The following is a 25,207-nucleotide window of genomic DNA, read 5'->3' on the forward strand; positions in this document are numbered from 1 at the left end:
GACAGGGGCAGAGGCGATGCCAAAGGCGGATCCGCCGGCACAGGCGACCTGGCGCAAGAGCAGTTACTCAGGCGGCAGTAACGGCGGAGGCGGCGACTGCGTCGAAACCGCCACCCTCCCCGACGGCCGCTTCGCGTTCCGCGACAGCAAGCGCCCGGAGGCGGCTGTGGTGACCTTCGGCCACGCGGAGGCGGCGTCCTGGCTCCGCTACGTCAAGGTGACGGAGCCCGGCGGCGCCGCCGGCTGATTCGGCCCGGGTGGGCTACCGGGCGGGGCGGGCAAGGTCAGGGCTGCTGCTCCCCTCCCGGCGAGCGGCCGTTCGAATCGAATCGGATTTCTAGTTTTCGGCTCGGGCTGCGTCTTCGGGGGTGCCGTACGCCTTGGCCACCGGGTCCTCTTTCAGCGGGTTGTTCTCGCAGCCGAGGGCTTCAGTGGCTTTTCGCGTCATCAGGTAGAGGAAATTGAATTGCTGATCCCTTGCTTTCTGGTCGGATTCGCCTTCCCGGTCGAGCGTATTTGACGCTTCTGCGAGAAGGGAAGCCTGGCTCGATTTATTGCGCAATTTTCCGGGCAGATCGCACGGCACGCGAAGGCGCGTGGTGACATCGTTCGCCTCGCCGAGTGCTCCATTGACGTTGTAATAGCTGACCTTGTACGGCAACCTCCTCTCGGTTGAGCCCTCGCGCGCGGTCCACGTGAAATCGATGCCGAACGCCTCACCCCCATCTCGGGAGTCTTTCGGGCGGAACAGGCAGGTCGAAAACGACATGACGCTCTCGGTGGGTTGCATTTTCTGCAACTCTTCTGTCATTTTCTCAAGCAGTTTTGAGTTGGTGTTGCGGATCGTGGTGTTGTATTTATCGGTACCCATGATCTGTTGCAGCAGTGCCCGCGCATCGGACTCTTCCTCGGTACCGCACGGGTGATCAGGGGGCGGTGCGGCTTTTTCGTCTGTGCAGGATGTGGCGGCCAAGGCGAGGACTGCGACGGCGATGGATGCTTTTAGTGCGTTACGGTGTTCTGAGGTGTGTGTCGGCCGCGCCTCGCCCGATGCTGTAGCCCGCGTCCGCTTGATTCTTTGCCGAATCAAATGCTTTATGCTCCTGAATTCCATTCTTTTCTCCCCATTTGTCGAACAATGCATTGGTTCCGTCCATTCCTGTGGCATAGTTTTCGCTGGTCTTCGATTTCGCTTCTTCCTCGGCTGCTTCGGTCACGTCCTTGGTCCAGTCATATGCAAATGAATCAATCAGTGCGCCTCCTGCGGTACTCAGTATCGGAATCTCGCCGATGAGGCCGTTCGCGCCGATGGATGAATAGGTGGCGGTGTCCTCGGCCCACTCTATGCGGTCGTCCATGCTGTCCTTGTGGACATTGGCGCCAATCCCGTTGAGTACACCCATGGCCTTGCCGATTTCATGCCCGCGATCGTCCCAGTCCGCGCTGGAATCATGCTCTGTTGCCGGCTTGAATTCGGGAGCGTCGGAGAGCAGGCCGGCGCCGTAGGCCCGCTCCGTCTCGTACAGGAGGGAGAAGGCGGGCGCGTCGTCCGCTATACCCCGCATCACGCGTACGAGGCTGGCCTGGCCGACGGCTATGTGTGCCTTGTCGCCGGAGCCGTTGATGTTGTCGGCGCCGGCGACGCCGCCGTAGGCGGATTCCTGGCCGTTGAGGATGATGTGGGTGTCGGCGACGTAATCGGTGAGCGCTCGGGCCATGGGCTGGCGGAGGTTTTCCAGGTCCTCGGGGAACTCGGCGCCGCCCTTGTCGTCGTCCAGGAACCTGATCGCGTTGTGCATCACCCGGGCCTGGCCCTCGGTGTGCGGGCCGGGTTCGCCCGGCTTGGCGCCGGGTTCGTTGCCGGTGGCGGCGGCTTCGATGGCGGCGCCCAGGCTCGCGGCCCTGTCGGGGTTTTCGAGTTCCCTGACGGCACCCGGGACCGCGATGTAGTCCTCCGGCCATTCACGGTCCTTGAGCAGATACTCCAGGTGGTCGTTCTTGTTGCCTGCGGCCTCGGGGTCGAGGAAGTACGTTGCCGCGTCCGGATCCTCGCTCATGATCTTCAGAAGGCCGTCCAGCGGGTCCGACACCAGGTTCGGACGGCTCACGTCGTAGGCGTGCGTCCACTCGTTGGGTTCCGCTTTCTCGACCTTGATGATGCCGTCGCCGACATCGTTGAGGAACTGCTTCCCGTATCCCTCACCGTTCGTCATGAGCGTGACCAGCGCCTGATACCCCGCCGTCGGTGCGAGGCCGCCGCCGATGTTGTCGTCGCCCACCTCTTTGAGCCCCTTCATGAAGGGCTTGTAGGCGTAGCTGTCAGGGTCCTTCGTACCGGAGGCCACCGTGGTGGCCAGGCTGGTGTTGATGGACTCGTAGAGCTTCCTGTCGCCCGCGGAGGCGCCGTGTTCGTTGGCCGCCAGGTTCATCTGGTCGGCGAGCCGTACCGTGCCCTCCGCCCCGAGGGCGTTCAGGTACGCCTCGCTGAAGTGCTTGTCCTTGGAGTTCTCCTTCATGACGTCGCGGTACTGCCGGATCTCCTTCTCCGACGCCTCACCCGCGTTGATCTTGTCCGTGAGGCCGAGCGCCTCGACGGCCTGTACGTCGCCCACGGGCTTGGCGTTGAAGCCGAAGAGCGCGGTGCCGTCGGCGCCCGACGCGTTCAGCAGAGCTGTCTTCACGTCCTGGTCGAACTCGGTGACCGCCTTCACCGCGTCCATGATGTTGCTGGTGTACGAGTTCTCCACGTTGGGGAGATCCGGGTCGTGGCGCACGGACTGCGCGGTGCCCGCATCGACCTTGCTGTAGTCGTAACGCGCCATCCCCTGGTCGGAGACCTTCATCCCGGCCTTCACCGCGTCCGCGACGGCCGACTCCACCTTTCCCTTGAGATCGGTGAACGTCGCGTGGGCGTCACGCAGCAGCGACTCCATGCCGAGCGCTTCCTTCTGCGCGGCGTCGAACTGGGCCCGGGTCATGGTGAAGTTCGTCGCGGACACCGACGCGCTCTCGCCCGTCCACCTGTTCCCGGCGCCAACGCTCTGGACCTCGTCCTCGTACACATCCTCAAGCTTCTTGAACTCGCCGGCCATCTTCTTCCAGCCGTCCGCCGCCGCGGTGAGCTCGGAGAGCTTTATGTGCATGACCTCGTAGTAGCTCGGCATCGCTCCCCCTGGATTCCGTTAGATTCCGTCTACTTTTGACCGCAGCGGAGCGAACCCCGACTCGATGGTGACGTCCTGGCCTGCGAAGAGATTCGATGTGTTGCGCAGGGCGGCCTTCTCCCCGCTCAGCCGGCCCATCAGCCGCTTCACCTGGGTGTCCCAGTGCTCATGGGCCTTCTTCAGACCGGACCCGGTGTCCCAGCCCTTGAACTCCGCCACGGCGACCCGCGTGGGCTCGTCGGCCGCGTCCGCGGCCTGCTTGGTCCCCGGTTCGAGCCGGGTCTCGATCGTGTTGGCCGCCTTCTTCTTCGCGGCGGGGGCCGTGGCCAGGTCGGGAGCGCCCGCCCCTGGCGAGGCGGAACCGCCGGCGTCGAGTTGATTGAGCCGCATGTCCGACGACTGGCGCTCGGCCACCGTCTGCTTCTGCTGAGCCCATTCTTCCTCGAACGACATCGCTCCCCCTCCGTTGCGGACCGGCGGATCCGGCGGACCCAACTGAGTCCGGGGCACCGCGTCGCGCGGTGCCCCGGACTCAGGAGCCGATTTTAATCAGCCTTGGGAAAGCGGTCAGCCGTATCCCCGGACCGCACACGTAATGAGCGGGTCATGTACACGGGTTGGCCACGTGGCGTGGGGTCGTGACGGCGACGGGCTCCGTGCCGGGCTCACTCGCCGGTCGGAGCCACTCCGATGGGGCACGGGACGCCCGTGCCGTGGCTGAACTGGTGTTGCCGGTTGACTCAAGCGGCGTGCGGAACGAAAGAGAGGCGCGTCTCTTCCGTGTCGATGGATACGTCGAGCTTCGCGTCCAGCGCTACCGCCAGGGTCCGCATCAGACGCAGCGTGGGAGCCGTCCCTCCGCCCTCGATGCGTTCGATGTCCTCAAGCGACAGCGCCGCCCGTTCCGCGAGCGCGGCCTGATCGATGCCCAGGGCCGTGCGGCGGTCGTAGACGGCCTGCCCCAAAGCGATGGCGGCCCCGGCCTCGATGTACGCCGGGTCAGCTCGATGTTCCTCGGGAATCGTCCACGAGGAGTGGTATCCCGTGCTCAATCTTGCTCCTCGAACATCCGGTGCCCAGGCCGCGGCGAGATAGGCCCAGGTCGCGTGGAAGCCGAGCGGGCAGTAGCCCCCGGCGGCACTTCGCAGGACGTCAGCCTTCGGCCTTCGCCACCCCGATCGGGCAGGAGACGCCCGTGCCGCCCAGGCCGCAGTAGCCCGCCGGGTTCTTGTCCAGGTACTGCTGGTGGTCCGCCTCCGCCGGGTAGAAGGGGCGGCCCTCGGACGGGAGGATCTCCGTGGTGATCGTCTTGTAGCCGCTGCCCGTCAGGACTTGCTGGTACGAGGCGCGGGAGGCCTCCGCCGCCTCCGCCTGGGCGGGGGAGTGGGTGTAGATCGCCGAGCGGTATTGCGTGCCCACATCATTGCCCTGGCGGAAGCCCTGGGTCGGGTTGTGGGACTCCCAGAAGACCTTCAGCAGCTCGCCGTACGAGACGGTCTTCGGGTCGAAGACGACACGGACCGCTTCGGTGTGCCCCGTCAGGCCCGAGCAGACCTCGTCGTACGTCGGGTTCGGGGTGAAGCCGCCCTGGTAGCCGACGAGGGTCGTCCAGACGCCGTCCGTCTGCCAGAACTTGCGCTCGGCGCCCCAGAAACACCCCAGGCCGAAGTCCGCGACCTCAAGGCCCTCGGGGTACGGGCCCTCCAGGGGGTTGCCGAGGACCGTGTGGCGCGCGGGCACCGCGAACGCGGGCTCCGGCCGGCCGCGCAGGGCCTGCTCGGCGGTGGGCAGCTCGGGGGTGCGGCGGGACAGGAACATGGTCGGCTCTCCTCGGCTGTGGGGTCCTGTTCACTCAACGTGCGGGGCGGCTGATCCATTCCGGGCGGACCGCATTCCCGGGCGGACCGCGCACACCGCCGCGGCAGGTGTACGCCTCACTCGCCCCGGCGGGGACGTGTCCCACTTGCCGCAGCAGGGCCCCGCCCTCGCCCACTCCGGCGGGGCACGTCCCGGATCCGTCAGCGCGGGAGCGTCGCCGGGTTGCCCCCGTTCGCCTCGTAGCCCGCCACCGCCAGCGCGCGGTAGACCGTGTATTGCGCCGCCGGGTCCGCCTCGTGCGTCCACGGGAGCGCGCCGACGTGGCCGTCCACCTGCACGAGCTGGTTCATCGCCTCCGACCAGCGCTCGCACCGTACGAGGAAGAAGACCAGCAAGTGCCGCACGTGCGCGAGCATCGGGTCGTCCGGGCGGGCCGCGTGGACCGCGAAGAGCGCGCCCTCCACCGCCTTCGTCACCACCGCGCTCTGGTAGAAGCCGCGCACCAGGTTGACCTCGGGGAGGTGCTCGTACACCGCGAAGAGCGGCAGCGCCGCCAGCAGCGAGCCCCGCGGGGCGCGGGCCGCGGCAGCCGTCGCGAACTCGTCGGCCTCGTCGCGCGAGCCGTGCCACTTCTCGCACGCGTAGTGCAGCGCCGCCAGATGCGCGCCCATGTGCGCCGGGGCCCGGTCGATCACCTTTGCCCAGAGCAGGTCGAACTCCTCACGGGAGTAGCCGAGTCCGCGCGCCACGGCCAGCTCCACGATGTACGGAACCGGGTCGCCCGGCGCCAGCAGCGCCGCCTGGCCGCAGACCGTACGCGCCTCCTCCAGGATGATCCGGAAGTCGTCCGTCCCCGCCGCCGACGACCGCCACGCCTGCTGCACCAGGAACTCCGCGTGCACCGCCGCCCCGCCCGCGTCCTTCGGCGCCTCCGACCGCCACGCCCGCAGCCACGCGCCCCCGACCCCGGGCCGCTGCTGGAGCTCCAGCGACGCCGCCCCCGCGAACGCCTGCACCCGCTGCCAGCGCACCTCGCCCTCCTTGGCCGTCCCGGCGAGGAGCTGCGACGCCGCGTGCCAGTCCTGGGTCCCCTGGACGACATTGAGCACGTCGAGCAGGTCCTGGTCGGGTCCTGGCATCCGGATGTCCAGCTCTTCCTGCCGGACGAACCCGTACGCGGCCGGGTCGGCGGCGTCCGGCGATCCGGGGGCGACCTGGCGGATACCACCGCCACGGCGCCTGACGTACGGGGCGATGACCGCGGCCAGCAGGCCCATCGCGAGCAGGACCCAGAGAATCTCCATGCGTCCATTGTCCCGGACGCCGTCCGTTACGGAATCACCTGTGGATAACCATGCGTCACGCGCGGAGGCCCCGTGCCCCGCGTGGCCACGGGCGCCGGTCCCACGGCGCTACCCTCGGGCCCATGAGCCACGAGCACTCCAGCGACCAGCATCGTTTCGAGACCCTCGCCATCCACTCGGGGAACACCGCCGACCCCCTCACCGGGGCGGTCGTACCCCCGATCTACCAGGTGTCCACGTACAAGCAGGACGGGGTGGGCGGCCTGCGCGGCGGTTACGAGTACAGCCGCAGCGCCAACCCCACCCGCACCGCCCTGGAGGAGAACCTCACGGCCCTGGAGGGCGGCCTGCGCGGGCTCGCCTTCGCGTCCGGGCTCGCCGCCGAGGACTGCCTGCTCCGTACGCTGCTGGTCCCCGGCGACCATGTCGTCATCCCCAATGACGCCTACGGCGGCACCTTCCGGCTCTTCGCGAAGGTCGTCTCCCGCTGGGGCGTGGACTTCTCCGTCGCGGACACCTCCGACCCGGCGGCCGTACAGGCCGCACTGACCCCCCGCACCAAGGTGATCTGGGTCGAGACCCCCTCCAACCCGCTCCTCAACATCACCGACATCGCGGCCCTCGCGGGCATCGCGGCCACGTCCAGGGCGCGGCTCGTCGTCGACAACACCTTCGCCAGCCCGTACCTCCAGCAGCCCCTCGCGCTCGGCGCGGACGTCGTCGTCCACTCGACGACCAAGTACATGGGCGGGCACTCGGACGTCGTCGGCGGCGCGCTGATCACCGAGGACGAGGCGCTGGGCGACGCGCTGGCGTACCACCAGAACGCGATGGGCGCCGTCGCCGGGCCGTTCGACGCCTGGCTCGTGCTGCGCGGCATCAAGACGCTCGCCGTCCGCATGGACCGGCACTGCGAGAACGCCACGCGCGTCGCGGAGATGCTCGCCGCCCACCCGCGCGTCTCCCAGGTCCTCTACCCGGGGCTGCCCGACCACCCCGGCCACGAGATCGCCGCCAAGCAGATGAAGGCGTTCGGCGGGATGGTCTCGTTCCGGGTCGCGGACGGCGAGGAGGCGGCGGTCGAGGTCTGCGACCGCGCGAAGCTCTTCACGCTGGGCGAGTCCCTGGGCGGCGTCGAGTCGCTGATCGAGCACCCGGGCCGGATGACACACGCCTCGGCGGCGGGCTCACCGCTGGAGGTGCCCGCCGACCTGGTCCGGCTGTCCGTGGGGATCGAGTCGGGCGACGACCTGCTGGCCGATCTCCGGCAGGCCCTCGGCTGAGGCTGACCACCGCCCGCACGGTTCCCGGTCGCTCCCCCGGCTCTCACCAGCCTTCCAGCGGCGGTGTCGTCCGCGCGGGCGGCGGTGCCCACGGGTGCACGTCCCACGCCCATACGGTGAAGACGATCACCGCCGCCAGCAGCACCGCCCACACCACCCGGCGCGCGGCCCGGCGCCTGCGCAGCATCCGTTCGCCGCGCCGGGCCGCCCGCGCCACGAGACCGGCGGGGACGGCCGGGCGCGGCAGGTCGAGCAGCCGCCGTATCTCCGCCTCCTTGCGGCTCGTACCGCTCACGGCCCCGCCTCCCCGCGCGGGGCCGTCCGCCGCAGCGCCGACATCGCGCGGGCGCAGAGGGCGCGGGCCCGGTCCTCGGGGAGGCCGAGCAGGGACGCGGTCTGCTCCTCGGTGAGGCCCTCGTACAGCTGGAGTACGAGGACCAGCCGCTCCTGCGTGCCGAGCCCGCGCAGCAGTCCGCCCTCCCCGTCCGCCCGGCGCCCGGTCCACCCCTCGCCCCATCGGCCGGTCCATCGGCCCGGCCACCCGACGCGCCACGCCTCCTGGGCGAAGCGCAGCGCCAGCTCCCGGCGCGTGCGGTCGTACGGGTCCTCGCCGCGCAGCTGGTCCCACTCCGCGTACGTACGGGCCAGCGCGGCCTCCAGCAGGCGCTGCGCGCGCGGGGTCGCGGTGGGCGGTTCGGCGGTCAGCAGCGCGGCCGTGTGCAGCAGGCGGCCGGCCGCGCCCGCCGCGAAGGCCTCGAACTCCCGGGCGCGGCGGCGATCCGTGGCCGCGCGCCGCTCTCGCACGACCTCATATCAGGCCAGCCTGGCCGCGAGGTCAAGAGGGCGTCGGCACCGGGGCCCGGAGTGCGTCAGGATCAGGCGCCGGGACGCCCGCCCTCCGCCGGGTCCGCCGCCTTCGGAGCACTCTCCGTATCCGTATCCGCGCCTGGCTCCGCTTCCACTTCCGTCTCCGCGCCGGGCTGCTCGCCGGACGGCTGCCCCGCCGCCCTTGCCGAGAACGCGCCGTTGAGACGGGTGAGCAGCGTGGTGAAGGAGTTCCGCTCGTCCTCCGTCCAGTCCGCCGTGACCTGAGCCATCAGCGAGCGCCGCGAGGAACGCACCTCGTCGAGTCTGGCCAGCCCGCGCGCCGAGAGCTGGAGCACCACCGCGCGGCCGTCCTCCGGGTGCGAGGTGCGCTTGACCAGACCGGTGTCGACCAGCGGCGCGACCTGCCGGGTCACCGTCGAGGAGTCGATACCCATCCCGGCGGCCAGCGCCTTGACGCCCATCGGGCCTTCCTGGTCGAGCCGGTTGAGGAGCAGATACGCGGCGCGGTCCATCGAGTTGCGGACCTGGCCGACACCGCCGAGCCGGGTCTGTTCGGCCCGCCGGGCGAAGACGGCCACCTGGTGCTGGAGGGCATCGAGGAGGGCGGCGTCGTCCGATGGCTCGACAGGCCGCTCCCGGGAAGCCGACGCAGCGGAAGTCATGTCCTGAATGGGGGGCATGGCTGGGGGCTCTTTCGTGCGGGGGTCGGTTGGTGGGGGAAAGAGTACGCGGCCGGACCCCGCACCGTACCTGCCCTGTGGAAACCGGGTGAAGGAGAAGTGCGCGGGGCGTGCGCGGGCGCCCGCCGGCCACCGGCGGACCGGGGACGGTCCCGGCCCCGCCGCGCGTGAGCTGCGAGACTTGCCGTATGAGCTTCCGCACGTCGCGCCCCTCCCACCACACCCTGATGCTCGACGACGTCCGAGGGGCCCAGAAGATGCTCTCCGGCGTCGCCCGGACCACCGCGATGGAAGGCAGCAGGCACCTCAGCGGCCTGGTCGGCGCACCGGTCCTGTTCAAGTGCGAGAACCTCCAGCGCACCGGCTCCTTCAAGCTGCGCGGCGCGTACGTACGGATCGCCGGGCTCTCCCCCGAGGAGCGCGCCGCGGGCGTCGTCGCCGCCAGCGCCGGGAACCACGCCCAGGGCGTCGCCCTCGCCTCCACACTGCTCGGCGTCCGCTCGACGGTCTTCATGCCGGTCGGCGCGCCCCTGCCCAAGGTGGCGGCCACCCGCGACTACGGCGCGGAGGTACGGCTGCACGGCCAGGTCGTCGACGAGACCCTGGCCGCCGCGCAGGAGTACGCGCGGGACACCGGCGCGGTCTTCATCCACCCCTTCGACCACCCGGACATCATCGCCGGACAGGGCACGGTCGGCCTGGAGATCCTGGAGCAGTGCCCCGAGGTGCGGACCATCGTCGTGGGGATCGGCGGCGGCGGTCTCGCGGCCGGTATCGCCGTCGCGGTGAAGGCGCTGCGCCCCGACGTCCGGCTGATCGGTGTGCAGGCGGCCGGGGCGGCCGCGTACCCGCCCTCGCTGCGCGCGGGGCGGCCGGTGTCGGTGGACCCGCTCCCCACGATGGCCGACGGGATCAAGGTGGGCCGGCCGGGCGACATCCCCTTCCGGATCGTCCAGGAACTGGTGGACGAGGTGCGTACGGTCTCCGAGGACGAGCTCTCCAGCGCCCTGCTGCTCTGCCTGGAGCGGGCGAAGCTCGTCGTCGAACCGGCCGGTGCCAGCCCGGTGGCCGCGCTGCTCGGCGACCCGGCGGCGTTCCGCGGCCCGGTCGTCGCGGTGCTCTCGGGCGGGAACGTGGACCCGGTGCTGATGCAGCGCATCCTGCGCCACGGCATGGCGGCGGCGGGGCGCTATCTGAGCCTGCGGCTGCGGGTCACGGACCGGCCCGGCGCGCTCGCCACGATGCTCGGCGTGCTGTCGGTGGCCGACGCCAATGTCCTGGACGTGAGCCATGTACGGACGGATCCCCGCCTCGGGCTGACGGAGGCGGACGTCGAGGTGCACCTGGAGACGAAGGGGCCCGCGCACTGCGCGGAGGTCGCGGCGGCGCTGCGCGAGGCCGGGTACACGATCCTCGGCTGACCCTGACCCTGACCCTGACCCTGACCCTGACCCTGACGCCGGGGAGGGTGGAAAACGGAACGGGCCGGGCCGCCCCACCGGGTGTCGGGCGGCCCGGCCCGGTCACGCAAGCGCGGATGCGAGCACGAGAGCAAGCGGGGACGCGGGCGCGGGCGTCGGCTCAGGCCTGGTACGGCTTGGCCTCAAGGATCTTCACCTTGGCCTTGTTGCCGTTCGGGAGCTCGTACTCCGCGCTCTCGCCGATCTTCTTCCCGTTCACCCCGCTCCCCAGCGGGGACTGCGGGGAGTACGTCTCGATCTCGGAGCTGGCGTACTCGCGCGAGGCGAGCAGGAAGTCCAGGGTGTCGTCCGGGTCGCCGTCGAAGGCGATCGTCACGACCATGCCGGGAGCGACCACACCACTGGCCGTGGGTGCCTCGCCGACCTTCGCGTTCTCCAGGAGCTGGGTGAGCTGGCGGACCCGCAGCTCCTGCTTGCCCTGCTCCTCCTTGGCCGCGTGGTACCCGCCGTTCTCCCGCAGGTCGCCCTCCTCGCGGGCAGCAGCGATCTTCGTGGAGATCTCCGTGCGCGCGGGACCAGACAGGTACTCCAGCTCGGCCTTGAGCTGGTTGTACGCCTCCTGGGTGAGCCAGGTGACGTTCTCGCTGGTCTGGGTCACTGGTGCTCCTCGTAGGTGCTGGGGATACAAAGCAACGCCCTACCCAGAAGCATGTGCCGTCTCGGGTGGGCGAAACCACGAGCCTAACAATTTCGTGGCGCAAGGGGGAGGACAATTGCCGTCAGAAATACATCGGCGCAGGTCAGCGCGGAACCCACCGCGCCACCCGGCGGGTCACTCCAGGGGGCACTTCGCAGCCGCCGGCGCACCCGCTCAGTCGGACGTGCAGCCCACCAGTTCGGTACTGGTCGCACTCTCCGTCGTACGGATCGTGACCACCTCGTCGATCCGGGTCTCACCCGGCCCGAAGCGCACGTCCTTGCGGCCCACCTCCGCGGCGCTCTCCGCGAGCGAGCGCAGGGTGCAGCTGCCGCTCGCGTCCCGGTCCTTGCGGACCTCCAGATGCGCCTCGACCTCGGTCGCGGAAATCCGCTTGAACTTGATGAGCTCACCGGAGACACTCCGGTCGATCACGTAGTGGTAGCCGTACCAGCCGAGCAGGACGACCAGCAGGCCACCGAGGACCGCGCCCAGGCGGCGCAGCCGCCGGTCCGCGAGCTCGTCCGCGGACCGGCCGTACCGTCCTGCGGGAAGCTCCTCGCGTACCGCCGCCATGATCGTTCCTCTCGGACAGGGACAGCCGGAATTTCCGTCCCCCGATATCCGTCACTATAGAAGCCGACCAAAGCGCCACATCACTGAGGATCGAGTCTTGACTGAGCAGCTGCGGCTGATGGCCGTTCACGCCCACCCCGACGACGAGTCGAGCAAGGGCGCGGCCACCATGGCCAAGTACGTGTCCGAGGGGGTGGACGTGCTGGTCGTGACCTGCACGGGAGGCGAGCGCGGCTCCATCCTCAACCCCAAGCTCCAGGGTGACGCCTACATCGAGGCGAACATCCACGAGGTACGCAAGAAGGAGATGGACGAGGCCAGGGAGATCCTGGGCGTCCAGCAGGAATGGCTCGGGTTCGTCGACTCGGGGCTGCCCGAGGGCGACCCGCTGCCGCCGCTGCCCGAGGGCTGCTTCGGGCTGGAGGACCCGGAGGTCGCGGCGGGCCGGCTGGTCCGGTCGATCCGCGCGTTCCGGCCGCAGGTCGTCACCACGTACGACGAGAACGGCGGGTATCCGCACCCCGACCACATCATGACCCACACCATTTCCATGATCGCGTTCGACGGCGCGGCCGACAAGGAGAAGTTCCCCGAGGAGGACTTCGGCCCGGTCTGGCAGCCCGCGAAGCTCTACTACAACCAGGGCTTCAACCGGCCGCGTACGGTCGCGCTGCACGAGGCGCTGCTCGCCCGCGGTCTGGAGTCCCCGTACGGCGAGTGGCTGGAGCGGTGGAAGGAGATCGACCGGGTGGAGCGGACGCTGACCACGTACGTCCCCTGCGCGGACTTCTTCGAGATCCGCGACAAGGCGCTGATCGCGCACGCCACGCAGATCGACCCGGACGGCGGCTGGTTCCGCATCCCGATGGACGTCCAGCGCGAGGTGTGGCCGACCGAGGAGTACGAGCTGGCGAAGTCGCTCGTCGATACCTCCCTCCCCGAGAGCGACCTCTTCGCGGGCATCCGCGACAATGCCTGATATGTATGCGACCCAGGCAATGACGCAGCTCGTTCCTCTCGCCCAGGAGCTGGACGAGAACAAGGTGACGCCCGGTGTGCTCGGCTTCATCGTGTTCGCGGTGATGGCGGGCTGCGTGTGGCTGCTGATGAAGTCGATGACCCGCCACATGGGCCGGGTCGACTTCGAGGAGGCCCCGGAGCCGCAGCCGAAGACGACCGCCGGGCAGCAGCCGGCGACCCCGGGCGGGAAGTAACCGCACGGACCGTGGCTGTACGGGCCCGTACGGGTCTGTGCAGGTCCGTATGGGCCCGTACGGTCCCGTCGGTACGGGCGGTGCACGCATCCGTACGATCCGTGCGGTCCGTAGGTACGTACGGCGCGGTACGGATCGGCGAGCTCGACGGATCGGCGCGCTGTACGGATCGGCCGTCGCAGCGTGCCGCGCACGTCCGGCCCGCTGCTGAGGTACGGGCGACGCGGCCCGGCGTACGGCCGCCCCCTCCGCCAGGGGAGCGGCCAGGCGCCGGGCGGGTGTCAGGCGGGTGTGACCTCCACCGGTACGCCCATGACCTCGCGGGCGTGCCGGTTCGGCACCATGCCGAGATCCCAGGCCTGCCAGCCGTCCTCCAGCCGGACACCCCGGCCCAGCATCACCGCGAACGCCGCCAGCGAGTCCGCCAGCTTGCCGTCCCGCGCCGGGTGGTCCGCCGCGGCCAGCTCCGCCAGCTCCTGTTCGGCCACCGCCGAGCCCACCTCCGTACCGCCCGCCGAGCCGTACGGCAGCAGCGTGCAGCGCAGGAAGCGTGACCAGTCCGCGCCGCGGTGGTCGCCGTACGAGGTGAAGAGCGCCGTCGCCTCGTCGCACAGCGCGAGCGCCTGGGCCGCGCGGCTGTTCCCCGCGTCGACGATGGCCAGCTCCAGACAGGTCCACCCCTCGCCGTGCGCGACGCCGATCCGCCGGAAGTCCGCGCGGGCGTCGACCAGGAGCTGCCGGGCGAACCCCGAGTTGCGCAGGTTGCCGGTCTGCGCGGCACGCTGGTCGCGGGTGACCCGGCCCGAGTGGTGCCGGGCGCAGGCCAGCCCGTACACGTCCCGCATCCGCGAGAACATCGTGCGGGCCCGCTCCAGCTCCCGTACCGCCTGATCGCGCTCGCCGCTCTCCTCCAGCGCCTGCCCGAGGTAGTACAGCGTCCACGCCTCGCCGCGCGCGTCCTCGTTCTCCCGGTGCCTGGCCAGCGCCTCGCGCAACTGCTCGGCCGCCTGCCCCGGCTCACCCTCCACCAGCCGCGCCCGCGCCAGCTGCGTGGTCGCCCACGCCACGCCGCGGCCGTCCCTGGTCCGCCCGTACAGCTCCAGGCCCGCGCGCAACTCGCCCTCCGCGCGGGCCACATCGCCCATCCGCAGGAACAACTGGCCGAGCTGGAAGTGCGCCCACGCCTCGCCGTGCACCGACTCGCTCTCGCGGTGCAGTGCCAGCGCCGCGGTGAGCATCCCGAACGCCTCCTCCGGGTAGCCGCGGTCCCGCTCCACCGCCGCCAGCGCGTGCAGCGTCCAGCCGCGGTCACCCGCCAGCGACGGGGTCTCCTGGAGCGCCAGCGCCTCGCGCAGCTTCGCCGACGCCTCGGTCAGATTGCCCTGGTGGTGCAGGGTGATGCCGAGCGAGCAGAGCGCGCGGGCCGCGCCCGCCTCGTGCTGCGCCTCCTGGTAGAGGCCCACCACGGAGGTCAGGGTCGTGCGCGCCTTGTCCAGCTCGCCGAGCTGCCGGGCGGCGATGCCCGTACGCCACTGGACCGAACGCACCAGCAGCCCCTGGTCCACCGCCTGCGTCAACTCGTTGATCTCGCCCAGCCGGTAGAGGTCGCCGCGCAGCAGGCAGTAGTCGCAGAGCGCGCCCAGCAGATTGAGCACGGCCTGCTGGTCCACACCCTCCGCGTGGCGCAGCGTGGCCGTGATGAAGCTCGACTCGTCGTCCAGCCAGCGCAGCGCCGCGTCCAGCGACGAGAAGCCGTGCGCGCCCGCCGCGCTCTTGAAGAGGTCCGCACGGGTCGACGTCTTGCCGTCGACCAGCCGGATCACGGAGTCGGCCAGCTCGCCGTAGTTGCGGATCAGCCGCTCCTGCGCGGCCGTACGCTCCTCCGCGGGCTCCTCGTCGCGCAGCCGCGCGTGCACGAAGGTCCGTACGACGTCGTGCAGCCGGTAGCGGCTGCCCCGTACGTGCTCGACCAGGCCCGCCCGCGACAGGGCCACCAGCAGCCGCCCGGCCTCCTGCTCGTCCGTGGCGAGCAGCGCCGCCGCGGCGCCCGCGCCCAGCGAGGCGCGCCCCGCGAGCGCGAGGCGGCGCAGCAGCCGCCGGCCCTGGTCGTTCTGGTCGGTGTACCGCAGCCACAGGGCGCGCTCGACGGGCTCCACCGGGCCGTACGCGTCGAGATCCGCGGCCAGCCGGTGCGCGGTGCGGCCGGCGCCGAGCGAGGAGCCGGCGATGCGCAGCGCGAGCGGCAGCCCGCCGCACAACTCCCGTACACGGTCGGCCGACTGGGCGTCGTACGGCCCGCCCTCGGTCTCACCCCCGCTCCCGGCGGCGGCGCGCAGCAGCTCCTCGGCGCCCGCCCCGTCCAGCGCCTCGACGGGCAACTGGTGCACCCAGGCCGGGACATCGGCCGGCAGCTCGACCGGGCCGCGCGCCGTCACCAGCACCAGGCTGTCCGAGCGCTCCGGCACCAGGGTGCGCACCTGCTCGGGGTCGGACGCGTCGTCCAGGACGACGGTCACCGGCAGGCCGGTGAGGTGCTGGTGGTACAACTCGCCGAGCCTGCGGACCTGCTGCTCGGGCGAGGCGCCCTCGCGGAAGAGCAGCTGCTCGCGCGGCGCGCCGAGCCGGTTGAGCAGGTGCAGCAGCGCGTCGCGCGTCGACAGCGGCGCCTCCAGCGTGCCGCCGCCGCGCAGATCGACCACGCAGGCGCCCCGGAACTGGTCCCTGAGCTGGTGTGCGGCGCGTACGGCCAGCTCCGTGCGGCCGGACCCGGGGGCGCCGTACAGCACGACGACCGTCGGCTTGGTCTCCGTCGACGCGCGCGCGGCGTGCACCCACTGCGCGATCCTCGCCAGTTCGGCGCGGCGCCCGGCGAACGGCCCGGCGGGCTCGGGGAGATGACCGAAGGACTGCTCCAGCACGGTCCGGCGGCGGGCCGCGGCGCTGCGGTCCCCGCCCCGCAACTGCGGTACGACGGAGGTCTTCTTGGCCGTGGTACGGCGCGTCGCGGAGGTCAGGACGCGCTGCTGGTCGAGGAACGGCCGGATGCCCCGTACCTCCAGCGCCGTCAGCCACTGGAGCCGCAACTGCTCGGCCCCGCCCGGCTGGCCCGCCGCGCCGGCTCTGCGGTGCGCGGCCGGCCAGTGCGCGGCGGTCACCTTCGCGACGGTGGTCGCCGCCCCGGCCACGGCGACGACCGCGCCGGCGCCGAGGGCGACCCCCGTGGCCGTCCCGAGCGCGACATCGGCGCCGATCGCGGCCACCGCGGCGACCGACGTGACCAGCGCGGGCGTGCCGATGCTCTGCCGGCTGAACCGCTCGGACAGCGGCACCGCCTGCGCCTGCGCCGCGTCCAGGGCCTGCGTGTAGGCGGCGTACTCCTCGTCCGCGCCGGCGGCCATCGCGTCCAGGGCGCCGCGCCCGCGCGCCAGCAGGGCGTTCCCGTCGGTCCGCCCGCCGGAGCGCCGTACCTCTTCCTCGACGGCGCGTACCAACAGCCGCTCGGCCTCGGCCCGGTGGCTTTCCCGCATGTGCGTCCCCCTCCGAGAGCATGGTGAGTGCACATTGTCCTGCGGACGGGGCGTCATGGCGAGTGGTGCCTGTCGTTCGGCTGTTCGGCGGCCCGGTAGAGGAATGATTCCTTTTGTCCCGTGCGTTCCCATGTACGAGGACTCATTCGACAGCACTCGACAGCATCGGAGAGGGACAGCATGCCTCTGAAAGGCGAGTACGAGCCGAGCACTCAGAAGCTGGTACGGGACCAGGTGGAGCTGTACGAGAGTTCCGGCGGCACCCAGGGCACGACACTGGCGTCCCTGGTCGGCACGGCCGACGAGAAGCGCCGGGACATGCCCGTCGTCATCCTGACCACGCTGGGCGGGAAGAGCGGCAAGATCCGCAAGTCCCCGTTGATGCGGGTGGAGCACGACGGCGCCTATGCCGTGGTCGCCTCCCTGGGCGGCGCCCCGAAGCACCCGGTCTGGTACTACAACGTCGTGGCCGACCCGAGGGTGGAGCTGCAGGACGGCCCGGTGCGCCAGGACATGGTGGCCCGTGAGGTGACGGGCGACGAGAAGGCCCTGTGGTGGGCCCGCGCGGTCGAGGCGTTCCCGGACTACGCGGACTACCAGAAGAAGACGGAGCGCGAGATCCCGCTCTTCGTACTGGAACCGGCGGCAGACGGACACTGACCCCGCCCGACACCCCTCCGGGTCGTACGCGGCGCCGAACCGTACGCCGCGCCTTCCGCGCCACGCGGAGGGCGCGGCGTCGCGGTGGGGGCGGTGTCGCGGTGGGGCGGCACCGTCACACCGGCCATGCCCCGACGACATCCCCCGGTCCCCAGACCAGGTCGACCCCGTCGCCCCCGCCCGTTCCGGTGATCCCGCTCGTGCCGCCGAGGGACGCGACGATCAGCCCGGTGGAGCCCGGGACGAAACCCGGTACCTGGGCGGCGCCCTCGGTCAGGGCGGCCAGGTCGTGGTGGTCGAAGGGGCCGGTCAGCCACTTGACCGAGCCCGCGAAGTACAGCGTCCCGGCCACGGGCGCGCGGTCGGCGCCCACCAGGTCGACCTCGGGGCTGAACTGCCGGTTCCACCAGCCACCCACCGCCTCGGCCTCCGGCCAGGGCAGTTCCCCCGTCGCCGCCGCCAGTTCGAGCGATTCCCGGATCAGAGGTTCGACCGCACGGCCGCGCCAGGCCGTCCACCGGCGCCGCACCATCCGGAACGCCATGTCCGGGCGCCCCCTCAGCGTCAGATTCTGGGCCGTGCGCAACGCTCCGAGGTACAGGCGCAGATTGCTGTCGGCGACGCGATGGAGCGCGGGCTTCCCCGGCTTGGTGGACAGGGGGCTGTCCACGGCGATCACCCGTTTTTCCTCCGAGAGCCGGCGCAGTATCGGGGAGAGCACACCCGAGGGCAGGGCCCCGCTCTGACTCCCCGCGGTCGCGGCGATGTTGGCGTGCGTACGGTCCCCGGCGCCGATCGCCTCCAGCACGCGCCGCGACTGGTCGGGCGCCGGGAACTCGGCCATGAGCGCCGATTCGGGTACACCGAACAGCGGAGAGGAGGGGTCGGCGCACTCCGCCTCGATGAAGTCGAGAGCCGGGGTGGAGTGCGGCCACGCGCGCAGGATGCCGGGAAGACCACCGGAGATCAGATGGGCGTCGATGGCGTCCGCCGCACCGAGCCCGAGGGCCTGTCCGGTCTCGGCCGGGTTGAGCGGGCCGAGGACAAGGCTGTCGGCGCGGCCGTAGAAGGGGCGGTCGTACGCCGTGAACCGCTGCATCATGTGGAGGTCGCTGCCGAGCAGGAGAAGCAGGACGGGGCGCCGCGAGAGCAGCCGGTCCCAGGCGGTCTGGAGAGCTCCGTCGAACACAGGGTCCTGCTCGGCCAGCCACGGCAACTCGTCGAGCACGACGACGGCGGGAGAGTCGGGGAGCGCCACGGAGAGCATCCGGAAGGCGTCCGGCCAATTGGTGGGGGCGCTGTCGGGCAGAAGGCTCTCGTCCTTCGGGAGCCGGGACTCCCGAAGCTCGGCATGGAGGGCGCCGATCGCTTCCAGGGACGAGGCGCCCTTGGTGGCCGTGAAGAACAGATAGGGCACCCGCTCGCGGTCACAGAACTCCTGCACCAGCCGTGACTTGCCGACCTGCCGCCGCCCCCGGATCGCGAGAGCACTCCCGGAGGCGGTCTCGGCCGTACGGTCGAGCCGTTTGCGCAGCAGGGCCAGCTCGGTACTTCGACCGACAAAGCCGGTGACGTTCATCATGGCTCCTGGCTGGGTAGATTCCATCTACGTAGATTCATTCTACCCAGATGCTCGGGTCACGCGATCTGGACGACGTGCTTTCCGCGGACGCCGCCGGCTTCGAGGGCGCGGTGCGCGTCGGCGATGGACGAGAGGGGGTGGACGGTGTCCACGACGGGGCGAATATCGCCGTTCCGGGCGTACCGGTGCAGTTCGGCGAACAGCTCGGGCCAGGGAATGCGGCTGGAGAAACGCACCCGCCGGGAGCCGTGGACGGTGGAGCCGAGGATGTAGGAGACGCTGGTGAGAACGTTCTCGAAGTCGATGGCGATGGCCACCATGCGTCCGCCCGGAGCCAGCAGCCGGCGGTAGGCGGCGTGCTGCGTGCCGACGGTGTCCATGATGACGTCGAAGGCGCCCTGCCCGGACAGGTGGGTCGTCCGGTAGTCGAGGGCTTCGTCCGCGCCCAGGCCGCGGACGAAGTCGAGGTTCTTCGCGCCCGCGAGTGCGGTGACATGCGCGCCGAAGAGCTTGCCGATCTGAACGGCGATGCTGCCGACGCCGCCACTGGCGCCGCGTACCAGGAGGCGTTCGCCGGGTTCGAGGCGGGCCTTGTCGCGCAGGGCTGTGATCGCGGTCGTTCCGCCCACCACCAGGGAGACGGCCTCCGCCGGGCTGAGGCCGGCCGGGGCCGGAGCGAGGCACCGGGGGCGGACGGCCACGTACTCCGCCGCGCTGCCGAATGTCCGCCCCAGGAGCCCCCAGACCCGCTCTCCCTCCCGGATTCCGGTCACCGAGGGGCCGACCTCGGCGACCTCGCCGACGAAGTCGACCCCGGTGCGCTGGGGGAAGCGGCGCCCCGTCACCAGCCGTGCCTTCCCGGCCCGACTGGGCAGTTCGCCGCCGTTGACGCTGACCGCGAGGACGCGGACCAGCACCTCGCCGGGCTTGACCTCCGGCACGGGCACCGTCCCCTCGTACAGCACCTCCGGAGGACCGAACCGGTCGTAGAGGGCTGCGCGCATTTCGTTCACGGTGTCGTCCTGTCTCTGTCTCGGCAGCCGCGAGCGGAAGGGATCTTTCCGCTCGCGCGCCGACTCTAACGCCGTAAACGGGCGACATCTTCCACTTACATTGAAGTGAGAGACACGCCTGCTCGGCCCTCTCGGAAACGAGGCCGTGGCACGATGTGTGGCATGACGACGAACCGAAAGGCCCATGCCGCGTAGACGGCCAGGAGGCATCCGGGCACGCGTTCCCGGCGCCCGGGCAGCAGAAGCAAGGCCCACCATCGACGGCCTGTCCTCGCGTGCGCTGTCCGAGATCTTCCGTCTCGAACACACCCGCAACTATCTGCGGCCAGGAGACGTCGGCGCGGCTCTGCGTCTGTGGAAGGACTACGTGCGCCGTCCCGAGCGCGAGTTGTGGGACGACTACGCATGGGGCAACGTGCACTGGTACTGCTGCGGTGATCCCCTCGAAGCCCGTGCTCTCCTCGACACCGTGATGCAGGCCCTTCCTCCCCGAAGCGCCCGCGAACTCCGGCGGATCGTAGGGCGGTACGACGCCGTCTGGAACCAGCCCTCACCGCCGTACGACCCCGGTGAAGGCTGAAGAACCAGTTTCCTGTGGCGCGCCGCCGCCCGGCACGAGAATCCAGGGACGAACGGGGCGCCGGGGGCCGACCGTGAGGAGCTGGACACCACGGTGGCCGCGGTCAGTTCGGACGACGCCCGTGAGCGCCGCTGACCGTACGGAGGAAGTGGTCGGCGTCCTCCGGGTCGGCCAGCCGTCCGACCTCCAGCCAGGATCCGTCGGCGAAGCGGAACCGGAAGGTGGCGTACCCGCGGGGCTGGCCCGCCTCCCCCTCTACATGAGCCTGGTCGAGGGGGAATTCCGCGACGCTCCGGAAGTCGTCGGCCTTGGCCGGGGAGAGCCGGCGGCGCGGGGACGCCGCGATGCACACCCGGTCCCGGGCCAGCATGACCAGGCGCTTGGGGTTGGGAGAGTGCCCGTACCAGCGCAGCAGCAGTTGGCCCGCGGTCAGGTTCCAGTCGCCGTCGAAGACGCCGTCGGCCGGGTCCTGGCCGCGGTCGGCGTCGCTGCCACTGCCACCGCCACCGCCACCGCTGCCGTCAGGCGGAGTCGGCCGGCCGGAACCGCCCCGCGGTGGGCGGTTCCGGACCTGCGCGGACCCGCGGCCGATCCGGTCGCCCAGTTTGTCGATCAGCATCATCGGGACGACGACGAAGAAGAACACCACGCCCCCGACGTACAGCAGCCAGTGGTGGCCCGGCTTCAGCCGTCCTTTGCCCGCGGCGCGGTGCACGTCTCGGGGCGGGGTGGGGATGCCCTTGTGGATCTCACACCACACCAGGGCCATGGGCTCCTCACCCAGGACCTTCCGCGCCCGCCGGTGCACCGCCCGTTTCGCCATGCCGGCGATCCTAGTTCTCCCCGCTGGGTGCCGCAGACGCCGGGCGGCGCACCGGCCCGCGGTGTGGCGGCGGCCGGTTCAGGGTGCCGGTGTCTTCCGCGCCGAGGAGCAGCAGGGGACGTCAGCCGGGGACCGGTGGTGCGGTGTCGCCGAAGGCCGGATTCGGGGTGGAGGTGCTCACCCGGCCGCGCCTATGATCCGGCTCATGGTGTCCACCGACCGGCTTCTCGCCTTCGCGGCCATGTCGTTCCTGCTCATCGTGGTCCCCGGCCCGAGTGTCCTCTTCGTGGTGGGGCGGGCCCTGGCGCAGGGGCGCCGTGCCGCGCTGACCACGGTGCTGGGGAACACACTGGGCGCCTATGTGCTCGTCGTGGCCGTGGCGCTCGGGGTCGGCGCCGTCGTGGAGCGCTCCGTCGTCGTCTTCACGGCGCTGAAGCTGGTGGGCGCCGCTTATCTGGTGTACCTGGGCGTGAAGGCGATCCGGCAACGCGGCGCGCTCCAGGCCTCGTTCACGGGCGAGGGTCCCGGGCACGGCAGTCTCCGTACGCTGTGGGACGGGTTCGTGGTCGGTGTGGCCAACCCCAAGACCATCGTGTTCTTCGCCGCCGTGCTGCCGCAGTTCGTCGACCCCGGCCGGGGGCATGTCGCCCTGCAGATGCTGCTGCTCGGTCTCGTCTTCAACGTCGTCGCGATCGTCTCCGACAGCACGTGGGGGCTGATCGCCGCCACCGCGCGGGGCTGGTTCGTCAGCTCGCCGCGCCGGCTCGCCATGGTCGGCGGCGCCGGCGGTGTCGCGATGATCGGCCTCGGTGTCAGCGTCGCGGTGACGGGACGTAAGGACTGAGGCTCCGTACCCGCATACAACTGACGTTCCGTACCGCACACAGCGGAGTGCGATAGCCCACCCGCGGCAAGGGGGGCTACCGCACGATGCCGACTCGGGGAACGGCTACCGGCTCAGCCGGTCTTGACAGGGGTCAGGGTGAACCCGTCGTTGGGCTTGCTCGCGAGGAGGTCGGCCAGTCCGCCGCTGAGGGCGTACGTGTTCCCGTCCGGGCCCGCGGTCACGTCGCTGGTGACGGGGTCCTGGACGGTGTCGGTGACCTCGACCGTGGCTTCCTTCCAGTTGTTGCTGGGCTTCACGTGCTGGATCTGGGCGGGCTTACCGTTCAGCAGACCGCTGCTGACCGCCGTGATCGAGCCGTCCTCCAGGAGCCGCATGCCGGCGGTGGGGGCCGACAGCGGCGTCCCGGACAGCTTCACCAGCTCCGCGTCCTCGGGCTGCTGGACGGGCACCCGTACGAGGGAGCCGTCGGCCATGGCGATGATCAGCTGGTCACCGGCCACCCACTCCACCGCGGACATGCCCACACCGTTCAGGAAGTCAGGGATGTCCAGCTTGCCCTGGAGCAGGTCGCTCCGCAGGAAGACCGAGGCGCGGCCCTCGGTGTCGATGCGGAACACCGTGGGGGTCAGCTCGTCGACGGCGTAGATGGTGCCGTCGGGCGCCACCGTCACGTCGGAGATCAGGTGCTTCTTGCCGTCGAGGGCGATCGCCGTCAGATCGACGCACCAGTCCTGCTTCCCGGTGGCCAGGTCGTAGCTGCCCACACCGGCGATGCCGAAGGGCTTCTCCTTGGAACGGTCGGCGGTGCCGTAGTCCACATTGCTGACCAGGACGCGGCCCCGCTCGCGGTCGACGCGGACGGCCTGCGCCGACACCAGCTGCGGGTCGTCGATGAAGGTGCGCACCTTGCCGTCCGTGTCGACGGCGAACACCTTGCCCTGCTTCAGCGAACCGGCGAAGAACGTCTTCGACTGCGCGTCGTAGTCCAGGGAGTGCGGGAACACGTTCGCGCCGTCGGCCTTGATGGGGCTGGGCGTCTTCTGCTGCTTGCTCTGCCCGGTCCCGGCGCTCTGCCCAGTCCCGGCCTGCTCGGAGGCGGAGCTGGAGCCGGCCACGGTCTCGGAGCCGGATCCGCCGGACATGTTGCTCGCGGCCAGCGCCGTCCCGGTGGCCGCCACGACGACCAGTGCCGCACTCGCGATGGCGATCTTCAGCTTCGTCTTCTTCATCGTCCTTGTTTCCTCGGGAGAGTTGGGGTCGGCGGGTACTACGGTGAGATGTCGGGGGGTCACCCGGTGATGTCGCGCCCGAGCAGGGCGGCCAGCCGGTCGAGCGCGGTGGCGTCCTCCGGGGCGGTCCGGGACGGTGCGAACGGAGCGCCCGGCCCGGACGGCAGCTGTGCCAGGAGGCCGCGGGCGAACTCGGTCTCCCGCTCGACCGTGGCCTCGTCGAACAGAGCCTTCTGGCCGATGGCCCGGGCCAGGTCCCAGCCGTGCACCAGGTGCTCGATGGTCTGCAGGTGCAGCGCCACCGCGCCGGGCACGTCACCGACCGGTGCCTGCACGGTGCGCTCCAGCGCCCCCGGAGCCTCGAAGGCGGCGACCAGGGTGGCGGCCGACGTACGGAACGTCCGCCGGAGCTCTTCCGGAGCGGTGTCGGCGTCGAGCGACGGCAGGGGCGCCTCCGCCCCCATCACGTCGGCGAACGTCTGCTGTCCCGCGACCAGATGGTCGACCAGCTGCCGGACGGTCCAGTCGGTGCAGGGCGTGGGCGCGCTCCACCGCTGCTCCTCCACGTGCTCGACCAGGTAGGCGACGGTGTCGACGACCTCGGTGAAAGCCGTGACGGGTGTAGTGGACATGCGGAACCTCCGGGAGGGGTGAAAGAGGAAGGCGGGTACGCGCCCGTGGCGTGCGAGCACCGGACGGGCGATCGCCGCTGGGCGGGGACACAGGGGAGGAGAGAGGGGCGGCGGCGTCATCGGCGGCGGGAAGGCGCGCGGGACGAGGCCTCCGCGTCACTCCCTGGCCGGCTTCGAAGCGGGGAGTGACGGGTGTTGTTCAGGGGTGACGCTTCGGACGAACGGACGAACGGGCGGACTGTGGATGTGCGGTGGCCTGGCGGCCGGATCAGGAGTGCAGGGGAGGCACGATGTGTACGGGAGTGCCGGTCGCGGGGTGGGCGGTTGCCGGCCTGTCCGTGGTGGGCTGGAGGGTCTGGTTGAGCAACCGCAGGGCCGCCTGGGAGGCGGAACCCGGCGCCGCCGTCGTCACCACCACCCGGATCCCCTGCTCCCGGGGCACCGCGAGCGAGTGCTGGAGCACGTCCAGCTCTCCGACCATCGGATGGCGCATGCGGTACGCGACCATGCCCCAGGCGCGTACCCGGTGCTCGGCCCACAGCGTGGCGAACTGCGGGCTGCGCATGGTCAACTCGCCGATGAGGGAGGCCAGATGCGGGTCGTCCGGGTATTCCCCGACCGCCTGCCGCAGCTTGCCCACCACGTCCCGCGCCTTGCTGTGCCAGTCCACGTACAGGTCCTGCGTGTGGGCGTCCAGGAATATCAGCCGGGCACTGTTGGGCCGCGTGGCCGCCCGGTCCGGGCTGTCCCCGGCCAGGTGCCCGGCGAACAGCGCGTGCCCGGCGCGGTTCCACGTCAGGATGTCCGAGCGCCGGCCGAGGACGACCACGGGTGAGTCCCCCAGGGCGTCCACCAGTTGGCGCACCGCCGGGGTGACCCGCTCGGCGGGGAGCCGGCGGCGGCTCTTGCGGGCGTCACCGGACAGGGTGTGCAGGTGGCGCCGCTCCGCGTCGTCCAGGCGCAGAGCCGTGGCCAGTGCGTCGAGGACCTGCGGCGAGGCGTTGAGCGACAGTCCCTGTTCCAGCCGGATGTAGTAGGCCACGCTGACCCCGGCCAGCTGGGCCAGCTCCTCCCGCCGCAGCCCCGGCACCCGCCGCCGGTCGCCGTAGTCCGGCAGTCCCACGTCGGCCGGCTTCAGCTGCGCCCGGCGAGTGGTGAGGAACTCGCCGAGGAGGGACCTGCCGTGCGTTGTCTCGTCCATGCGGTCGAGTATGGCCAGCCCCGCCACATCCAGCCTGCCCCTGCGAGTAGCAGACACGGAGCCGCTGCTGCGGCCGGCGGAGAGGTGCCGGGCGGTCCCGTGCGGGGCCGCCCGGCAGGCTACGGGCG

Annotated in this window: 26 protein-coding genes; 8 read left to right on the forward strand and 18 right to left on the reverse strand. The window is 71.0% G+C overall.

Features of this window, described 5'->3' with window-relative positions; translation table 11 throughout:
* Positions 1-16: 16 nt before the first annotated feature.
* Entirely contained in the window at positions 17-247 is a 231-nt protein-coding gene (locus ACFTZC_RS17430; RefSeq protein WP_382890491.1) for a DUF397 domain-containing protein, read from the forward strand.
* A 90-nt stretch (positions 248-337) separates the two neighbouring features.
* Here the strand turns inward: ACFTZC_RS17430 and ACFTZC_RS17435 are convergent, their stop codons facing one another.
* The 6 genes from ACFTZC_RS17435 to ACFTZC_RS17460 form a co-directional block, all read right to left on the reverse strand.
* Positions 338-973, reverse strand: a complete 636-nt coding sequence (locus ACFTZC_RS17435; protein ID WP_382890493.1) for a hypothetical protein — start codon at positions 971-973, stop codon at positions 338-340.
* A 37-nt stretch (positions 974-1,010) separates the two neighbouring features.
* A complete protein-coding gene (locus ACFTZC_RS17440) occupies positions 1,011-3,092 on the reverse strand; it encodes a hypothetical protein (protein WP_382890495.1) in 2,082 nt (693 codons plus the stop codon).
* Positions 3,093-3,182: 90 nt separating this feature from the next.
* Positions 3,183-3,617, reverse strand: a complete 435-nt coding sequence (locus ACFTZC_RS17445) for a hypothetical protein (protein WP_382890497.1) — start codon at positions 3,615-3,617, stop codon at positions 3,183-3,185.
* A 287-nt stretch (positions 3,618-3,904) separates the two neighbouring features.
* Entirely contained in the window at positions 3,905-4,216 is a 312-nt protein-coding gene (locus ACFTZC_RS17450; RefSeq protein ID WP_382890499.1) for a helix-turn-helix domain-containing protein, read from the reverse strand.
* A gap of 100 nt (positions 4,217-4,316) precedes the next feature.
* Entirely contained in the window at positions 4,317-4,982 is a 666-nt protein-coding gene (msrA, locus tag ACFTZC_RS17455) for a peptide-methionine (S)-S-oxide reductase MsrA (protein ID WP_382890501.1), read from the reverse strand.
* A gap of 200 nt (positions 4,983-5,182) precedes the next feature.
* The gene (locus ACFTZC_RS17460; protein ID WP_382890503.1) at positions 5,183-6,286 is read right to left on the reverse strand and encodes a hypothetical protein; all 1,104 of its coding nucleotides are present in this window, start codon (positions 6,284-6,286) and stop codon (positions 5,183-5,185) included.
* Between the two features lie 122 nt (positions 6,287-6,408).
* Between ACFTZC_RS17460 and ACFTZC_RS17465 the strand changes: the two genes are divergently transcribed.
* Positions 6,409-7,569, forward strand: coding sequence for a cystathionine gamma-synthase (locus tag ACFTZC_RS17465; protein WP_382890505.1), 1,161 nt, complete (start codon positions 6,409-6,411; stop codon positions 7,567-7,569).
* Positions 7,570-7,612: 43 nt separating this feature from the next.
* On the opposite strand, the gene ACFTZC_RS17470 is transcribed toward ACFTZC_RS17465, so the two are convergent.
* The 3 genes from ACFTZC_RS17470 to ACFTZC_RS17480 form a co-directional block, all read right to left on the reverse strand.
* Positions 7,613-7,864 (reverse strand): hypothetical protein, encoded by a 252-nt coding sequence (locus ACFTZC_RS17470; protein ID WP_365807823.1) that lies wholly within the window; start codon positions 7,862-7,864, stop codon positions 7,613-7,615.
* Positions 7,861-8,373 carry a sigma factor-like helix-turn-helix DNA-binding protein gene (locus tag ACFTZC_RS17475; protein ID WP_382890507.1) on the reverse strand — a complete coding sequence of 171 codons (513 nt, stop codon included), beginning with the start codon at positions 8,371-8,373 and terminating at the stop codon, positions 7,861-7,863. Before ACFTZC_RS17475 ends, ACFTZC_RS17470 begins: the two co-directional genes overlap by 4 nt.
* 71 nt (positions 8,374-8,444) lie before the next feature.
* Positions 8,445-9,077, reverse strand: coding sequence for a MarR family winged helix-turn-helix transcriptional regulator (locus tag ACFTZC_RS17480; RefSeq protein WP_382890509.1), 633 nt, complete (start codon positions 9,075-9,077; stop codon positions 8,445-8,447).
* Positions 9,078-9,265: 188 nt separating this feature from the next.
* Between ACFTZC_RS17480 and ilvA the strand changes: the two genes are divergently transcribed.
* On the forward strand, positions 9,266-10,498 hold the full coding sequence (ilvA, locus tag ACFTZC_RS17485) for a threonine ammonia-lyase (RefSeq protein WP_382890511.1): 1,233 nt from the start codon (positions 9,266-9,268) through the stop codon (positions 10,496-10,498).
* A 160-nt stretch (positions 10,499-10,658) separates the two neighbouring features.
* On the opposite strand, the gene greA is transcribed toward ilvA, so the two are convergent.
* Positions 10,659-11,156, reverse strand: a complete 498-nt coding sequence (greA, locus tag ACFTZC_RS17490; protein WP_365807829.1) for a transcription elongation factor GreA — start codon at positions 11,154-11,156, stop codon at positions 10,659-10,661.
* Between the two features lie 213 nt (positions 11,157-11,369).
* Positions 11,370-11,771, reverse strand: a complete 402-nt coding sequence (locus ACFTZC_RS17495; protein WP_365807831.1) for a DUF4307 domain-containing protein — start codon at positions 11,769-11,771, stop codon at positions 11,370-11,372.
* Between the two features lie 97 nt (positions 11,772-11,868).
* Between ACFTZC_RS17495 and mca the strand changes: the two genes are divergently transcribed.
* Together mca and ACFTZC_RS17505 are read left to right on the forward strand one after the other, a co-directional pair.
* Positions 11,869-12,750: a mycothiol conjugate amidase Mca gene (mca, locus tag ACFTZC_RS17500; RefSeq protein ID WP_382890513.1), complete on the forward strand. Its 882-nt coding sequence runs from the start codon at positions 11,869-11,871 to the stop codon at positions 12,748-12,750.
* A gap of 1 nt (position 12,751) precedes the next feature.
* Positions 12,752-12,985: a hypothetical protein gene (locus ACFTZC_RS17505; RefSeq protein WP_382890515.1), complete on the forward strand. Its 234-nt coding sequence runs from the start codon at positions 12,752-12,754 to the stop codon at positions 12,983-12,985.
* Between the two features lie 281 nt (positions 12,986-13,266).
* On the opposite strand, the gene ACFTZC_RS17510 is transcribed toward ACFTZC_RS17505, so the two are convergent.
* Positions 13,267-16,512: a tetratricopeptide repeat protein gene (locus tag ACFTZC_RS17510; RefSeq protein WP_382890517.1), complete on the reverse strand. Its 3,246-nt coding sequence runs from the start codon at positions 16,510-16,512 to the stop codon at positions 13,267-13,269.
* 180 nt (positions 16,513-16,692) lie between these two features.
* Here ACFTZC_RS17510 and ACFTZC_RS17515 point away from each other — a divergent pair, with 180 nt between their 5' ends.
* Positions 16,693-17,172 (forward strand): nitroreductase family deazaflavin-dependent oxidoreductase, encoded by a 480-nt coding sequence (locus ACFTZC_RS17515; protein WP_382890519.1) that lies wholly within the window; start codon positions 16,693-16,695, stop codon positions 17,170-17,172.
* Between the two features lie 115 nt (positions 17,173-17,287).
* Here the strand turns inward: ACFTZC_RS17515 and ACFTZC_RS17520 are convergent, their stop codons facing one another.
* Positions 17,288-18,778 (reverse strand): ATP-binding protein, encoded by a 1,491-nt coding sequence (locus tag ACFTZC_RS17520; protein ID WP_382890521.1) that lies wholly within the window; start codon positions 18,776-18,778, stop codon positions 17,288-17,290.
* A 32-nt stretch (positions 18,779-18,810) separates the two neighbouring features.
* Entirely contained in the window at positions 18,811-19,758 is a 948-nt protein-coding gene (locus ACFTZC_RS17525) for an NAD(P)-dependent alcohol dehydrogenase (protein ID WP_382890523.1), read from the reverse strand.
* Positions 19,759-19,951: 193 nt separating this feature from the next.
* Here ACFTZC_RS17525 and ACFTZC_RS17530 point away from each other — a divergent pair, with 193 nt between their 5' ends.
* Entirely contained in the window at positions 19,952-20,347 is a 396-nt protein-coding gene (locus ACFTZC_RS17530; protein WP_382890525.1) for a hypothetical protein, read from the forward strand.
* A 103-nt stretch (positions 20,348-20,450) separates the two neighbouring features.
* Here the strand turns inward: ACFTZC_RS17530 and ACFTZC_RS17535 are convergent, their stop codons facing one another.
* On the reverse strand, positions 20,451-21,170 hold the full coding sequence (locus ACFTZC_RS17535) for a hypothetical protein (RefSeq protein ID WP_382890527.1): 720 nt from the start codon (positions 21,168-21,170) through the stop codon (positions 20,451-20,453).
* Positions 21,171-21,375: 205 nt separating this feature from the next.
* Between ACFTZC_RS17535 and ACFTZC_RS17540 the strand changes: the two genes are divergently transcribed.
* On the forward strand, positions 21,376-22,014 hold the full coding sequence (locus tag ACFTZC_RS17540) for a LysE family translocator (RefSeq protein ID WP_382890529.1): 639 nt from the start codon (positions 21,376-21,378) through the stop codon (positions 22,012-22,014).
* Between the two features lie 113 nt (positions 22,015-22,127).
* On the opposite strand, the gene ACFTZC_RS17545 is transcribed toward ACFTZC_RS17540, so the two are convergent.
* The 3 genes from ACFTZC_RS17545 to ACFTZC_RS17555 form a co-directional block, all read right to left on the reverse strand.
* Positions 22,128-23,246 carry a hypothetical protein gene (locus ACFTZC_RS17545; RefSeq protein ID WP_382890531.1) on the reverse strand — a complete coding sequence of 373 codons (1,119 nt, stop codon included), beginning with the start codon at positions 23,244-23,246 and terminating at the stop codon, positions 22,128-22,130.
* 59 nt (positions 23,247-23,305) lie between these two features.
* On the reverse strand, positions 23,306-23,878 hold the full coding sequence (locus ACFTZC_RS17550; RefSeq protein WP_382890533.1) for a TIGR03086 family metal-binding protein: 573 nt from the start codon (positions 23,876-23,878) through the stop codon (positions 23,306-23,308).
* Between the two features lie 268 nt (positions 23,879-24,146).
* Positions 24,147-25,079, reverse strand: a complete 933-nt coding sequence (locus ACFTZC_RS17555) for a helix-turn-helix transcriptional regulator (protein ID WP_382890535.1) — start codon at positions 25,077-25,079, stop codon at positions 24,147-24,149.
* Positions 25,080-25,207: the final 128 nt, after the last annotated feature.

It is taken from the genome of Streptomyces sp. NPDC056987 (assembly GCF_042673865.1).
GTDB lineage: Bacteria > Actinomycetota > Actinomycetes > Streptomycetales > Streptomycetaceae > Streptomyces.

Excerpts from the sequence above, each read along its gene's own strand:
- ACFTZC_RS17430 (WP_382890491.1), top strand. The coding sequence starts at position 17 with ATGCCAAAGGCGGATCCGCCGGCACAGGCGACCTGGCGCAAGAGCAGT.
- ACFTZC_RS17440 (WP_382890495.1), bottom strand. The coding sequence starts at position 3,092 with ATGGCCGGCGAGTTCAAGAAGCTTGAGGATGTGTACGAGGACGAGGTC.
- ACFTZC_RS17445 (WP_382890497.1), bottom strand. The coding sequence starts at position 3,617 with ATGTCGTTCGAGGAAGAATGGGCTCAGCAGAAGCAGACGGTGGCCGAG.
- msrA (WP_382890501.1), bottom strand. The coding sequence starts at position 4,982 with ATGTTCCTGTCCCGCCGCACCCCCGAGCTGCCCACCGCCGAGCAGGCC.
- ACFTZC_RS17460 (WP_382890503.1), bottom strand. The coding sequence starts at position 6,286 with ATGGAGATTCTCTGGGTCCTGCTCGCGATGGGCCTGCTGGCCGCGGTC.
- ACFTZC_RS17465 (WP_382890505.1), top strand. The coding sequence starts at position 6,409 with ATGAGCCACGAGCACTCCAGCGACCAGCATCGTTTCGAGACCCTCGCC.
- ACFTZC_RS17480 (WP_382890509.1), bottom strand. The coding sequence starts at position 9,077 with ATGCCCCCCATTCAGGACATGACTTCCGCTGCGTCGGCTTCCCGGGAG.
- ilvA (WP_382890511.1), top strand. The coding sequence starts at position 9,266 with ATGAGCTTCCGCACGTCGCGCCCCTCCCACCACACCCTGATGCTCGAC.
- ACFTZC_RS17495 (WP_365807831.1), bottom strand. The coding sequence starts at position 11,771 with ATGGCGGCGGTACGCGAGGAGCTTCCCGCAGGACGGTACGGCCGGTCC.
- ACFTZC_RS17505 (WP_382890515.1), top strand. The coding sequence starts at position 12,752 with ATGTATGCGACCCAGGCAATGACGCAGCTCGTTCCTCTCGCCCAGGAG.
- ACFTZC_RS17510 (WP_382890517.1), bottom strand. The coding sequence starts at position 16,512 with ATGCGGGAAAGCCACCGGGCCGAGGCCGAGCGGCTGTTGGTACGCGCC.
- ACFTZC_RS17515 (WP_382890519.1), top strand. The coding sequence starts at position 16,693 with ATGCCTCTGAAAGGCGAGTACGAGCCGAGCACTCAGAAGCTGGTACGG.
- ACFTZC_RS17520 (WP_382890521.1), bottom strand. The coding sequence starts at position 18,778 with ATGGAATCTACCCAGCCAGGAGCCATGATGAACGTCACCGGCTTTGTC.
- ACFTZC_RS17525 (WP_382890523.1), bottom strand. The coding sequence starts at position 19,758 with ATGCGCGCAGCCCTCTACGACCGGTTCGGTCCTCCGGAGGTGCTGTAC.
- ACFTZC_RS17530 (WP_382890525.1), top strand. The coding sequence starts at position 19,952 with ATGCCGCGTAGACGGCCAGGAGGCATCCGGGCACGCGTTCCCGGCGCC.
- ACFTZC_RS17535 (WP_382890527.1), bottom strand. The coding sequence starts at position 21,170 with ATGGCGAAACGGGCGGTGCACCGGCGGGCGCGGAAGGTCCTGGGTGAG.
- ACFTZC_RS17540 (WP_382890529.1), top strand. The coding sequence starts at position 21,376 with ATGGTGTCCACCGACCGGCTTCTCGCCTTCGCGGCCATGTCGTTCCTG.
- ACFTZC_RS17545 (WP_382890531.1), bottom strand. The coding sequence starts at position 23,246 with ATGAAGAAGACGAAGCTGAAGATCGCCATCGCGAGTGCGGCACTGGTC.
- ACFTZC_RS17550 (WP_382890533.1), bottom strand. The coding sequence starts at position 23,878 with ATGTCCACTACACCCGTCACGGCTTTCACCGAGGTCGTCGACACCGTC.
- ACFTZC_RS17555 (WP_382890535.1), bottom strand. The coding sequence starts at position 25,079 with ATGGACGAGACAACGCACGGCAGGTCCCTCCTCGGCGAGTTCCTCACC.